The organism is Cellulomonas sp. ES6, assembly GCF_030053835.1.
Classification (GTDB): domain Bacteria; phylum Actinomycetota; class Actinomycetes; order Actinomycetales; family Cellulomonadaceae; genus Cellulomonas.
The window spans coordinates 2,890,487-2,903,203 of sequence record NZ_CP125655.1 but is presented as its reverse complement, the minus strand read 5'-3'; the positions used below and the strand labels follow the sequence as shown (position 1 = coordinate 2,903,203).

Sequence of the window (12,717 nt, the reverse complement as noted above, 5' to 3'; positions counted from 1 at the left end):
CCTCGGCGACCGAGGCGGCGGTCGCCGCTCGATGCAGCGCAGCTCGTCGACCGCACCGACCTGCCCGACGCCCGGCTCACAGGTCCGCGAGCAGGCGCTCCATCTCGGCGATCTCGGCCGTCTGGTCGGCGATGATCGCGTCGGCGAGCCCGAGGGCGTCCTCGTTCTGCCCGCGGTCGCGGTAGGCCTCGGACATGGCGATCGCGCCGGCGTGGTGGTCGATCATCATCTCCAGGAACAAGCGGTCGAATCCGGCGCCGGCGTCCTGGAGCCGCTGCATCTGGGCCTCGTCGGCCATGCCGGTGGCCCCGCCGGAGTGGTCCATGCCGCCCATGGCGTCGTCGGCCCCGACCGGGCGCTCGCCCCACGTCAGCAGCCACGAGGTCATGAGGTCGATCTCCGGCTGCTGGGCGAACTGGATCCTCGCGGCGAGGTCCTGCACGGGCTCGCTCTGGGCGCGACCCTCGGCGAGGACGGCCATGTCGAGCGCGCCCTGGTGGTGCAGGACCATCATCTGCGCGAACTCGACGTCGGCGTCGTTGTGCACGACGGACGTCGCAGCGGTGCTGGACGCGGCGGAGGGGTCCGGCCGGTCGGCCGTGGTCCGCTCGCCGGTCGAGCAGGCGCTGAGCAGGGCGCCGAGCGTGAGGGTCGCTGCCACGGCGGCGACGGTTCGGGGGTGCTTCGGGGACATCGGATCGCTCCTCGGTCGGCGGGTGCCCGTCGGGGGTCGGGACGGGCGTGGTCGTGCCGGTCGGTGGGTGGTGTCAGCCGGGCAGCCGGGCCTGGACCTCCTCGAGCAGGTCCTGGGGCGCGAGCCACATGGACGGGTAGCTGCCGGACCACGCGCGGCGGCCGTCGGCGTCGACCAGGACGAAGCTGTGCCCGGGCAGCCCCTCGTGCATGCCGGTGCCGAGGGTCCCGTACTCCTCGGAGACGGTGCCGTCGTCGAGGAGGAACGGCGTGGTGACGCCGTACGTCGCCATGTCGGCGCTGATCTGCTCGGCGGTGTTCATCACGATCGGCAGCACGGCGATCCCCGCCTCGGCGAACGCGGGGTCCTTCTCGATCTCGCCCATCTGCTGCAGGCACGACCCGCAGCCGGCGCCCTCGTTGAAGTACAGGACGACCGGTGAGCCGCGGAAGTCCGCGAGGCTGACGCTCGAGCCGTCGGTGGCCCGCAGCGTGAAGTCCGGTGCCGGCCCGAGGTCCTCGGCGGTCGTCTCCCGGGCGCTGAGCAGGGCCGCGGTCACGACGGCCACGAGCAGCACGACCACCAGCGCCGACGCGGCGGCCATGACGAGCCTGCGCCGCCTGCTGTGACGGCGCTGGTCCTCGTGGACCTGCGCGAGGGCGACGGCCCGCTGCTCCCGGGCGACCTTGGCGGACGTCATCGTGCGGCTCCTTCGTGCTCGCCGTGGCAGCCGGTCCCCGCCGCGGCGTGCGGCTCGGGGTGGTCGTCGGGCGCGGTCCCGGCGGCGGGCGGGGGCGTCCCGGGGCGTCGTCGCTCGGACAGGGTCGCCCAGACGAACAGCGCGGCGAGGGCCACGAGCGCGAGCCCGAGCACCGGTTCGGGGACGGGTGAGGTCCAGTCCTCGAACCGCGAGAACACCGCGGTCAGGCCACGGCCGATCGCCGCCTGCGCCTCGGTGCCCCGGGTCATGTCGGGGCTGCCGGCCAGCAGGATCACGGCGACCCCCATGACGGTGAAGCCGACCGCGACCGCGATGTTCAGCGAGCTCGTCACCAGGGAGCGCCCGGCCAGGCGCACACGGACGGGCCGGGGGCTGGTCCAGCGGCGGTCGCGCAGCCGGGCCTTGTCCCAGATCAGGGCCATCACGAACAGCGGGAACACCATCCCGAACACGTACGCGAGCCCCAGGAGCAGCCCGCCCGCGGGTGACCCGGACAGGGCCGACAGCGTCATCACCCCGGCCAGGACGGGTGCGCAGCAGCTGGACGCGATGCCGGAGAACACCCCGAGCGCGTAGAAGCTGCCGGTGTCGCCGCGGCGGGTGTCCGGGGTGCGCAGCGCGCTCGGCAGCGACCACATCCGTCCCGAGACGGCCAGGGCCGCCAGAGCGAGCATCAGGGCGCCGCCCGCGTAGTACAGGGGCGCGTGGTACCGGGCGATCGCCCCGGCGACCATGCTGACGCCGAGGGTGATCGGCAGCAGCACCGTGGCCAGGCCCGCCGCGAACACGAAGGTCAGGGGCAGCAGCCGCCAGCGGCGGTTCTTCACCGCACCGGCGAGGTAGGAGGGCGCCAGGAACACGATGCAGCAGGGCGCGAACAGGGCGACGCCGCCGGCGAAGAACGCGGCCAGGACGCTGCCGGTGGTCAGCAGCTGGGACCCCATCAGCGCACCGCCGCGAGGGGGACGCCGCCGCCGCGTCCGGGCGTCCGCGACGCGCCGTCGCACCGGCCGGTCGGGCGGGCCACCGTGACGCGCGGGAGGAGCGCGCCGCGGGGCGCTCCGGGGATGTCGAGCATGCCTCCCACGGTGCCGCCCGGTTCTTGTGCGGCGGTCAGGGCCGCGTTGAGTTCCGGTGAAGGCTCGGGGCGCGGCTCACCCGGGGGTGGTGGCGCGGGGCACGGAGGGCAGGGCGGCGGGGAGCCGGACGGTGAACGTCGCGCCGCGGCCGGTGCCGTCGGAGGCGGCGCGGATCGACCCGTGGTGGGCGTGCACGAGCGCGCGGCAGATCGCGAGGCCGACACCGGACCCGCCGCGACCGCGGTCGCGCGCGCTGCCGACCCGGTAGAACCGCTCGAAGACGTGCTCCAGGTCCGCGGCGGGGATCCCCTCACCGGTGTCGGCGACCACCAGCTCGACGGTGTCCGGCGTGCTCCGGGCGGTGCGCAGCGTGACGGTCCCTCCGGCCGGCGTGTGCCGGACCGCGTTGACGACGAGGTTGTCGAGGACCTGCGCGAGCCGGACCCGGTCGACCCGGACCGTCCCGGCGTCGGGCGCCGCCTGCACCTCGATGCGCACGCCGGCGGAGTCGGCGCGTTCGCGCCCGGCCAGCGCCGCGGCGTCCAGGAGGGCGGCGGCCGGGACGTCGGTCAGCAGCAGGTCGAGCTCGCCGCTCTCGGCGCGGGTCACCGCCGCGAGGTCCCGCGCCAGCCGGGCGAGCCGCTCCGCCTGGTCGCGCAGCACGGCGACGGTCTCGGCGTCGAGCACGCGCACTCCGTCCTCGACCGCCTCGACGTACGCGGCGATGGTCGCCGCCGGGGTCCGCAGCTCGTGCGCGACGTCGGCGATCAGCCGGTCGCGCAGCCGCGCGTCGTCCTCCAGGTGCGCAGCCATGGTGTTGAAAGCGGAGGCCAGCGTGTCGAACTCGGTGCCGATCCCCGGCAGCGGGACGCGGGCGTCGAAGCGCCCGGCACCCACCTGGGCCGCCGCGCGGGACATCTGCGCCACGGAGCGCCCGACGCGGCGGGTGAGCAGCACGCTGACCGCCAGCGCGGTCGCACCGGCCACCACCAGCGCCAAGGCGAGAGCCAGGGTGCTCGCCGACCGGAACGCCTCCTCGACGTGCAGGTCGGCGAGCTCGTGGTCCTCGATGCCGGCCCGGACCAGGTGCTCGTGGAAGAGGGCCGGTCCGACGAGGGTCGCCACGACCCAGGCGGTGACCGCCGCCGCGAGGAGCACCAGGGCGATCGAGACCAGCAGGCGCCGGCCGAGCGTGCCCGGGCCGATCGCGCCGCGGGTGCTCACCCCGGGCCCATCCGGTAGCCGACGCCGCGCACGGTGCGCACGAACCGCTGCTGCTGCGCGGTGTCCCCCAGCTTGCGGCGCACGTGCAGGACGTGGACGTCGACCAGGTGCTCGTCGCCGACCCAGCCCTCACCCCAGACCGCGCGGATCAGGGCGGGTCGCGAGAACACGAGGCCGGGACGCGAGGCGAGGGTCGCGAGCACGTCGAACTCCAGGCGGGTGAGCAGGGCGCGCTCACCGTCCACGTCGACCTCGCGGGCACCGAGGTCCAGCCGCAGCCCCCCGATCGTGAGGACGTGCTCGTCCGGCGCGGGCACGGCATCCGACACGGAGGGTGCCGGCCGCCGGGGCCGGCGCAGCATCACGCGGATCCGCGCGACGAGCTCCCGGGGGCTGAACGGCTTGCTCATGTAGTCGTCGGCGCCGACCGACAGGCCGATGAGGGTGTCGACCTCGTCGCTGCGCGCGGTCAGCATCACCACGTAGCAGTCGGAGAACGTCCGCAGCCGCCGGCACACCTCGATGCCGTCGAGGCCCGGGAGCCCCAGGTCGAGCACCACCACGTCCGGGTCGACCTCGCGGAGCACGTCGACCGCCCCCGCCCCGTGGTGGCACAGCGTGACCTCGAAGCCCTCGCGCTCGAGGTAGCCGCCGACCACGGCGGCGAGCGGCCGCTCGTCGTCGACGACCACGGCGCGCAGGGCGGCAGGAGGTCTCATGCCGGCCATTGTGTCGTCGGCGTCGGGCGGGAGCGGGGTGCCGGTCGGCGTCTTCACCGAACCTTGATCGGAGGTCAACCGTCGTCGCGGGGTCCCCTCAACCCGCCCGCGGGACCGTGGCCGTGCCGGCTCCCCGCCGGCCGTCCCCTCGCCGCCCTCGCGATCGCCGGGGTGCTGTGGTGGGCCCGCCGGTGGCTCCCCGGCGCCGGGCCGTCCGGCGGTCGGCCCGCGCGACGACGGCGAGGACCGCGACGCCACCGACCCCCGCGTGGCGGCACCCGCCGTCGTGCACGAGACGACCCGACCCGAGGAGGACCCGTGCCCACCACTCCCCCCGACCTGCCCGTCATCACCGTCGTGCAGGCCCCCGCCTGCCACTTCTGCGACGACGCGAAGCACGCCCTGGCGGCCCTGGCCGAGCAGACCCCGCTGCTGGTCCGCGTCGTCGACATCGACAGCGACGCCGGCCGCGCCCTCGTCGCCGAGCACCGGCCGGCCATGAACCCGCTGGTCCTGCTCGACGGGCGGTACTTCTCCTCCGGTCGGCTGCCCCGCAGGAAGCTGGCGAAGGCGCTCGAGGGCCGGACGGGCTGATCGACCCTTCCGCGCTTCGCAACGACGCGTGAGGTCGCGAACGGCCCGCCCGGCGGGACACGAGGCACCCGTGGGAGCGGCATCACGCACGGCGATGGCGATGAGGACGCCGCGGCGAGCACCCTTCGCTTCCTCGGTGCTCCTTAGCCGCCTGAGACCGCCTGTCACCTACTCATACAGCAGACCCGGGCACCGCTGGCTACCAAGGCGTGGGCTTGGCGTCGGTACGCCCTGCGACTGACCCCGAAGCGCCGCCAAGCCGGACCCCAGATGCATCCGTAGGCGACCTGTGCTCGGAAGCCTGCCGAATCGCACACATCGCAGATGCGACGGGTGCAACACTGTCGCTCAGCAGCGGGCGGCTAACCATCGAGCATCCGCGCGCAGGGGGTGCAGTGTGGCCGATGAGAACGTGGGGCGCGCCGACTCCGCGGTCGGGCGCCGGCCTGACCACGCGCATCGTGTCCGGCTGAGTCCGGCCGACCGTGCTCGACGTCCACGGCGCCTCGACGGCGAGCAGCCGTCCTCGCGAGAGCCTCGTCGAGAGAACCGATCGTCCTGTCGCGCGCGCGGTCCCATCCGCCGTGCCTCAGGTCCGGAAGTCGTCGCCGACCCCTTCCGTTTCGCCGCGAGTAGCGTCATCGTCGCCCGCACACCACAGGCCAGACCCAACGGTCAGAGCCAGAAATGCAGGGGAACATGAAGGTACGCAAGAGGATCGCCGCTGGTTTGATCGGCGCCGCCATGCTGGCAACGTCGACCGCAACGACTGCTCTGGCGTCCAGCGATCCGGGAGACACGATCGCGGAGCCGGAGTCAGCGATCGCGTCGGTGTCATCGACCCAGAACTGCGCCTACATCCAGGCCGTCGCCATCAAGCTCGAAGGAGACGCGGCCACCTACGCACTGGACGACGCTGGCGAACTCGTCGCGTCCGGCCCGGACGTGACGACCGATGGCTGCGTCGACGCGACGGATCCCGGCACCATCACCCCGATGGCGATCTCGTACGGGTCGAAGACCTTCACGCTGGCGTCCCCGTCCTACTCGAAGTCGGACACCAACGGGATCTTCAGCTCGCAGGTCACGTACGGTAACACCCGCTCCCTGGCCTGGGCCTACAGCCTGTCTCCGGCGCTCAAGGCGATCTCCACCGGCAACGCCACCGCGACCGTCAGCCGGGCCCCGGGCAACTGCAGCTACCACAAGACCGGGGTGACGACCGCGTACTTGTTCCACGGTTCCTGCCCCACCCACGCCTACAGCACGGCCTACACGCTCAACGGTGCCGTGTCGTTCCCGATTCAGGTCGCGGGGGTGAACGGGACGGCCGACGTGGCCTGGACCTTCAACTACCGGATCAGCAGTCTCTGACCGATGACGCGGATGGGAGGCGCCAGACCGGGGTCTACTTCCTGACCTTCTCGGGCCCCCGCTGAGGCAGGAACCCAACCCGTGTCTGGCCTTACCGTCAGGTCGGCCACCCACAGGCCACGATAGCGGCGAGCGGGTGTTCGGGCGATGTGCCCGGACGCCCGCTCGCCGTTTCTGTGCCCGGAAGCTCGGTGACCCGAAGCCAGCGGGTTCCGTCCGCGATGGCGACCCTGCTCAAGCGCGCAACGAGACCAGCCGATCGAACAGGGCGCCGGTGACCCGGCTGTCTCCGCGCAGGAACCGGTTCAGGCGCTCGGCACCAAGTGACACCACTTTTCGTCGCGGGATTGGCCAAAGTGTCCCGCGCACCCGCCGGGCTGTGGGATGCTCCGGTCGAGCCGAAGGGAAGATCACGTGGCCTACCAGCAGTTGCCGATGGACCAGGTTCCGGTCAAGGACCTCGCGCTGGACCTAGACAACTACCGGGTACCGATCCGCCCCGAAGACGAGGCAGCCGCGCTGAACTACCTGTTCGCCGAAGAGGACGTGTTGGAGGCCGCCACACTGATCCTCCGTGAGGGGTACTTCGACAACGAGGTGCCGATCGTGGTCCAGGAGAACGGCACGCACGTCGTTCTGGAGGGCAACCGGCGAGTCAGCGCGCTCAAGGCGCTTCACGAACCGGGCCTGGTGCCGTCCCACAGGGCGGAGATCGAGCGACTGCTCAAACGGTACGCGATCGAGGCCAACGACCTGCCCGACACGATTCGTGTTCTTGTGGCGCCGTCACGAGAGATCGCCCGTCCTCACATTGCACGCCTGCACACGGGCCTGCCGAAAAAGCGGTGGAGCCGGGACCAGCAGGCGAACTACTACTACTCCCTTCTGGCAGACGGGACCACCGTCGATGATCTCAAGCGCGCGTACCCAGACGTGGAGATTGTCCGGTTCCTCAAGATGGTCCCGATGCGCAAGTTCCTGACCGGTGTGAAGTACTCCGACGCGAGCCTGCTCGAGTACGTCAAGAGCAAGCTCACAATGTCGGCGTTCGAGTACGCGTATAACAAGCCCGATATCGCTGGTGCGATCGGTGTTGCTTTCGACCGTGACGGACGCCTGCTGCCCACCTCCTCTACGCCGGAAGCTATCGGGGCGGGGCTCAACTCCACCCAACGCGCCGGTGTCGAACTGTTGATGAGTCGGTTCCGGGCGAACGCTTTGAACACTCGCTCGGTCGAGTTCAAGCGGGACAACCCACAGCGCAACTTCCTGGTTGCCGAGCTCAACGGCACGCATGCAACCGTGGCACACCGACCTGTCGGGGCGTCCACGTCAACCACAACGAGCGAGACAGCCGGCGAAAGCACAGAGAGGGACCCTGGCAGCGGCGACCCGTCCCGGGGTAGCGGAACTGCAACCACGCCTGGCGGCGGTGCGGCGTCAACGACGACGACGCCTGGCTCGCGCGGATCGAACCACCCCGACACCAAGAAGACACTGTCCTTGTCCGGCCTTGACTTTGCGACGCACGCCTCACGCAACCTGCAGCTTCGATACCACGAGCTGAGGAAGCTCGACCTCACCCAGGTCCCAGCCGCTGCGGCGATGCTGCTGCGATCGGTGCTGGAGACCACGATCAAGTTCCATTTTGAGTCCACTAGCACACCGGCCGAGGGCCAGCTTCAGGTCGTGTTCAAGCGAGTCGCCGAGACCTACGGCAAGCACAAGCCGTTGCAGCACTCGATCGCTCGGATCCAGTCCGCTGGGTCGAACGTCCCTGGGAGCGTGACCTGGTTCAACATCGCGTCGCACAGCGCGGAACTCGTCGTCGACGCCCAGCAGGTGCGAGACGCGTACAGCCTGATCGAGCCGGTCCTCAGGCGCCTGCTGCAACCGCCGGCGCACTCAGCCGAGTGAGGGCCTCGCCCACTCGAGGCGAGGCCACCACGAGCTCCTGCGCGCGCCCGGGGTACCGGGCGGAGTAGTTCAGGTCGAGCGTCGCCTGGAAGTGGCCTGCGTACAGGCGCTCGATCAGGTGAGCGAGGTCGTAGGTCATCAGCCAGTCCGCACGAGGGATCTGCGCGACGATCTGAGCCAGTGCTTGGTGGTCTCGCGAGTCGAAGGCGTTCAGGTAGAGCTGTGATCCCGCCTGCACGTACGGCGGGTCGATGTACATGAACGCCGACGGCTGGTCGCCGTACTTGAGGATGACCGATCGGCCGTCGAGGTCGCTCACCTCGATCGCGTCGGCGAGCCCGCCGAGGGTGAGCAGTCGTTCGGCCAGGGTGTCGCGGTTGAACCTGGCGTCGATCTTGTACCGCCCGGCCTGAGCCTTCCCGCCAATCACCCCAGCATTGAGGACCCCGGACCGGTTGGTCCTGTTGAGGTAGAAGAACGCCCGCCCCAGGTCAAACCGGTCGGCCTCACCGGCCCGGTACACCTCGCGCTGGCGCATCCACTCCTGCAGTGTGAGCGGCACGGTCCGCACCCACTCGACGAAGTCCTCGTTACGCTCGATAACCGATGTCCAGAACGCGAACACGGCCGGGTCGATGTCGTTGATTACCAGACGACTGACCAGGCCCTGGCGCAGTAGGGCGATTCCAGCCCCAACCCCTCCGGCATACGGCTCGACATAGACCACGTCTCGCAGGTCGAGGTCGGCGATGAGGTCGGCGAACAACCCTGCCAGGGCCGACTTTCCGCCCGGATAGCGCAGCGGAGAGAGCGTCCCGAACCTACGCGAAGCCTTGACTCTCAACGGTGCCATCACGCGCCCTCTCCCAGCCGGTCACGGTAGGCCGCCGTGCGGCAGCGCCCCGAGCAGTACCGCGCATCTGCGCGCCCCAAGAACCTGCGCGAGCAACTGAGACAGCTGCGCCAGCACTCGCCCCGGCGCAGGCCCTCTAGGCGCACTCGCCGACCCAGATCCCGCAGGACGGCGTCGTCGAGTTTGGCCAGGTTCATCGCTGACGGATCATCTGCCACGTGACGAATATATCTGTCACAACACGCAAATGTCCAGCACGACTGCGGGTCGCCCTGGGTCGATTCGTAAGGCGATCGATCCGAGGTTCAGGCTGAAGCACGCGTGCGCCGCAGCCGCCGACGAGCGGCCGGTGTCTGGCCGCCGGCAGAGGTGGCCTCAACACACGCGAAATTGTCGGTGGCGCCGTGGACGTCACGGCCCGCGGGTCGGGTGGCGGCACTGCCTTCGTCGGAGAGGAGCGTGGGTGGCGAGACCACTCGGGCGCGTCTCTCAACCCGTGGGGTGGTACGACCTGCGAGGATCGCCAGGTGCCGCTGACGAACCCCTGGCTTGCAGGTCCGTCCCCTGACCGGGCTCTCCCTCGTGCGGAGCTCGAGGAGCGGATTCTGAACTTGCTGTCGAGTCAGAACATGGCCGTGGTGGCGACGGTGAGCGCCGACGGATCGCCGACCGCTACCCCGGTGCGGTACTTCAGCCTGGGCGTCGAGATCTTCTACACCAGCTGGAACGCCTCGTTGAAGTCGCGCAACCTGCGCCGTGAGCCCCGGGTCTCAGCTGGGGTCTTCGCTCCGCTGGTCGGGCAGGCGAGCAGCCGCGGGGCGCAGCTGTTCGGCACGGCCCGCACGCTCCAGCGTGAAGACCCGGACGCGCAGCCGTACTGGGAGGCGGTGCGCTGGCAGTCCGACCATGTCGAGCGCGGTCGCTCTCTCGATGACCCGCCGACAGATCCGCTCACTGTGATCACGCCTGCCCGGATCCTGTACACCGAGCACTGGCTGCGGCGCATCGGGTACGCCCCGCGCCAGACCTGGCGCCACGACGACACGCCGTCCTGATGCCGATGCCTCGCAAGCAGCGTGGACGGTGACAGCGTCGTCACGTGTCTCGTGATGTGGTGTTGTCCGATGCCGAGTGGGAGTTGATCGCCGGCCTGATGCCGTCGATGGCGTCTGGTGGTGGTCGCCCGTTCGCTGATCACCGTCGGGTGGTCGAGGGGATCATCTGGCACGACCGGACCGGGTCGCCGTGGCGGGACCTGCTCACCTCTTTCGGTCCGTGGCAGACGGTCTGGAAGCGCCACGCCCTGTTCTCCAGGGACGAGACGTGGGGGCACCGGTCCCGCTCGAATCGAGTGCGATGCTCGTCGTCGAGCGCCCCGATCCGTGGCACGCGCATGTCAGCCCCACGGCCGAAGTAGACCGCCTGCGGGGCTGGGTTCTCTCCACGGCGCTGCCGATGCTCGTCACCGGGTCGACCTCGGCCTCTCCCTTGCTGCCGGAAGCGATGTCGCTCGACGACGACGGCCGAACGCTGCGCGACCGCATCCGCGATCCTCGGCGCGACCCCGCGTACACGCGGTTGCGCCTGCTGCACGAACGGCGCTTGGCAGAGGCCAGCTCGGCGCCCTGGTCTTTCCCTGAGGTCGTCAACGAGGAGTTCACGGACTGAGCGCCCTACGGCGAGTCGCCGGCGCGCACCGCTGTGCGCCTCGAGAATGCCGAGGTCGTGGTCGTGGCCGGTGTCGGGTAGCGCTTCTCGGGTTAGCGCTCGGGCGTTGAGCACAACCCGCAGAACACAGCACTAGCCTGAGCGCACAGATGTTGAGGTGCAGCCATATGACGACGATCGGAGATCGCATGCCGGAGCCGCTATCGCCGGACGAGCAGGACGCCATCATTGGGCAGATCGGCGAGATCCTCGAGCGGGACGGGGGCGAGGGAGAAGTGGAGACGCTGTACGACCAGCTCGACGCCGAGCACCGGTCGCAGGTCGACGACATGATTCGGGAGTACGCGGACAACGCGGTTGGTGACGAGCACTGGGACTCCGACTCGTGAGGACTCGCGCTCGGGAGTCTGCGTCCAGGGCTCGATCCAAGGATCCCGCGGTCGGGCGACGTCGGACGGGACCCAGCGGTGGGGCGCTAGCGTGACCCCATGAGAGGCGCGCCCGTCAGCGATGACATCGCGGCCGCGATCGCGGCCTTCTTTCACGCGGGACGAGGACCGTCGCACACGGCGGTGACCAGGGCGATGACTGGGGCCGGCCTCAACGACGGGTACCAGTACAGTCCCGATGGCAACGGTCCGACGAAAGAGGACCGGGTGCTGTCGGCATTCCGGCGCGCGGAGCGCAATGGCGGCGGTCGCAAGCTCGTCGAGGGCCTCTTGTCCGCGCTGCGCCACCAGAGCCTGATCGGGACGGACTCTTCTAGTCACTCGGAGGACGGGAAGCGCCTGCGACTTGCGCTGGGCCGCACCGGTTGGCTGCTGTCCGACGACGGGCAGCTGCGCGCTTTCGCTGGCGCCGACGTCGACACCGGCGGCCGCGAAGCGCTCGATGAGAGCCTCGCGCGCCTCCGAGGTAGCACCTCAGACCCCGCGCTCCTGATCGGCACCGCGAAGGACCTTCTGGAGTCGGTAGCGAAGTTCGTGCTGGAGGAGACAGGCATGCCGGTCCCGTCGTCGATGGGGTTCGACGCTCTCTGGCACATTGCGCGAGAACGCCTCGGCGTCTTGCCCGAGCGCGTTGACAAGTCGCTGCCTGGGTTTGACGCTATCCGGGCGATTCACCAGTCGTCCTGGAGCATCGCGAAGAACGTTAACGATCTGCGGAACCTGCAAGGCACTGGCCACGGCCGGACACTCCCCACCGGCGTCACAGAGGATCTGGCCCTACTCGTCGTCCGTGAGGCATGTAGCGTCGCGGAGTACATGCTCCGACGCCTGGACGCGACCCAAGGTCGCAACTAGCCGTCGCAGCCGCGCGCCCCGTACGTCGAACGCAAGGTCGCCCGACCGTGAACGCGCCGAACTCGGTCGCCCTAGGGGCGTCGGAGGCCGGTCGCAGGATGTGCCCATGGACCTGCGACTTCTCCTCGCGCGCCTCAGCCTGGCTGAAGCGGTCCAGGCGGTCGCCCCTCCCTCCACCTGGACAACCCGCCCCGCACTCCGAGAACCCACGCGCCGACCGCGGGAGGAGTCTCAGGCCGCGTCAGGCGAACGCCCGCGGTCGGCTTCGCTGGCGCCTGCCACGCCACGTCTCGCATCTGTCACCCGATGCATTTGACACCGCCGGCAACGCCCGATGGCGCTCGACCGCACCTGAAGGTGTCGAGATGTGCACGCCCCCGGATCTCGGGTCACGCCGGACGGCTACGCTTCGAGCACGCGCGAGAGTGAGGAAGCGTGTGACGCTTGCGAGCCGTGGGGCGGAGTTGCCTCTCGCCGAGTGGTGTCGTGAGCCGCGTGAGACGTCGTGGCCCATCTCCACGTGGATCGGCCTCCGCTCAGCGCTCGGCCCTGCGGGAGTTCGCGGGGCCC

General features: G+C 70.4%; 14 protein-coding genes. 8 read left to right on the top strand and 6 right to left on the bottom strand.

Annotated elements, in window-relative coordinates:
* Positions 1 to 76 precede the first annotated feature (76 nt).
* The 5 genes from P9841_RS13510 to P9841_RS13490 form a co-directional block, all read right to left on the bottom strand.
* Positions 77 to 661, bottom strand: coding sequence for a DUF305 domain-containing protein (locus P9841_RS13510; protein ID WP_283319166.1), 585 nt, complete (start codon positions 659 to 661; stop codon positions 77 to 79).
* 106 nt (positions 662 to 767) lie between these two features.
* Positions 768 to 1,394 (bottom strand): peroxiredoxin family protein, encoded by a 627-nt coding sequence (locus P9841_RS13505; RefSeq protein ID WP_283319165.1) that lies wholly within the window; start codon positions 1,392 to 1,394, stop codon positions 768 to 770.
* The gene (locus P9841_RS13500) at positions 1,391 to 2,359 is read right to left on the bottom strand and encodes a cytochrome c biogenesis CcdA family protein (RefSeq protein WP_283319164.1); all 969 of its coding nucleotides are present in this window, start codon (positions 2,357 to 2,359) and stop codon (positions 1,391 to 1,393) included. The genes P9841_RS13505 and P9841_RS13500 overlap by 4 nt, the downstream gene beginning before the upstream one ends.
* Before the next feature lie 210 nt (positions 2,360 to 2,569).
* On the bottom strand, positions 2,570 to 3,718 hold the full coding sequence (locus P9841_RS13495; RefSeq protein WP_283319163.1) for a sensor histidine kinase: 1,149 nt from the start codon (positions 3,716 to 3,718) through the stop codon (positions 2,570 to 2,572).
* On the bottom strand, positions 3,715 to 4,446 hold the full coding sequence (locus P9841_RS13490) for a response regulator (protein ID WP_283321958.1): 732 nt from the start codon (positions 4,444 to 4,446) through the stop codon (positions 3,715 to 3,717). Before P9841_RS13490 ends, P9841_RS13495 begins: the two co-directional genes overlap by 4 nt.
* A gap of 309 nt (positions 4,447 to 4,755) precedes the next feature.
* On the opposite strand from P9841_RS13490, the gene P9841_RS13485 reads away from it, so the two are divergent.
* The 3 genes from P9841_RS13485 to P9841_RS13475 all read left to right on the top strand — a co-directional run bounded on the left by P9841_RS13485 (position 4,756) and on the right by P9841_RS13475 (position 8,322).
* Complete coding sequence (locus P9841_RS13485; RefSeq protein ID WP_283319162.1) at positions 4,756 to 5,031, top strand: glutaredoxin family protein; 276 nt, start codon at positions 4,756 to 4,758, stop codon at positions 5,029 to 5,031.
* 699 nt (positions 5,032 to 5,730) lie between these two features.
* Positions 5,731 to 6,405, top strand: coding sequence for a hypothetical protein (locus P9841_RS13480; RefSeq protein WP_283319161.1), 675 nt, complete (start codon positions 5,731 to 5,733; stop codon positions 6,403 to 6,405).
* 414 nt (positions 6,406 to 6,819) lie between these two features.
* Positions 6,820 to 8,322, top strand: coding sequence for a ParB N-terminal domain-containing protein (locus tag P9841_RS13475; protein WP_283319160.1), 1,503 nt, complete (start codon positions 6,820 to 6,822; stop codon positions 8,320 to 8,322).
* On the opposite strand, the gene P9841_RS13470 is transcribed toward P9841_RS13475, so the two are convergent.
* Positions 8,282 to 9,175, bottom strand: a complete 894-nt coding sequence (locus P9841_RS13470) for a DNA adenine methylase (protein ID WP_283321957.1) — start codon at positions 9,173 to 9,175, stop codon at positions 8,282 to 8,284. The genes P9841_RS13475 and P9841_RS13470 overlap by 41 nt on opposite strands.
* A gap of 527 nt (positions 9,176 to 9,702) precedes the next feature.
* On the opposite strand from P9841_RS13470, the gene P9841_RS13465 reads away from it, so the two are divergent.
* From P9841_RS13465 to P9841_RS13450, 5 genes are all read left to right on the top strand, one after another.
* A complete protein-coding gene (locus tag P9841_RS13465; protein WP_283319159.1) occupies positions 9,703 to 10,230 on the top strand; it encodes a pyridoxamine 5'-phosphate oxidase family protein in 528 nt (175 codons plus the stop codon).
* Positions 10,231 to 10,274: 44 nt separating this feature from the next.
* Positions 10,275 to 10,592: a transposase gene (locus P9841_RS19190; protein WP_502847667.1), complete on the top strand. Its 318-nt coding sequence runs from the start codon at positions 10,275 to 10,277 to the stop codon at positions 10,590 to 10,592.
* On the top strand, positions 10,532 to 10,843 hold the full coding sequence (locus P9841_RS13460; RefSeq protein WP_283319158.1) for a hypothetical protein: 312 nt from the start codon (positions 10,532 to 10,534) through the stop codon (positions 10,841 to 10,843). The genes P9841_RS19190 and P9841_RS13460 overlap by 61 nt, the downstream gene beginning before the upstream one ends.
* A gap of 188 nt (positions 10,844 to 11,031) precedes the next feature.
* Positions 11,032 to 11,232: a hypothetical protein gene (locus P9841_RS13455; protein ID WP_283319157.1), complete on the top strand. Its 201-nt coding sequence runs from the start codon at positions 11,032 to 11,034 to the stop codon at positions 11,230 to 11,232.
* Positions 11,233 to 11,331: 99 nt separating this feature from the next.
* Positions 11,332 to 12,147 carry an abortive infection family protein gene (locus P9841_RS13450; protein ID WP_283319156.1) on the top strand — a complete coding sequence of 272 codons (816 nt, stop codon included), beginning with the start codon at positions 11,332 to 11,334 and terminating at the stop codon, positions 12,145 to 12,147.
* Positions 12,148 to 12,717: the final 570 nt, after the last annotated feature.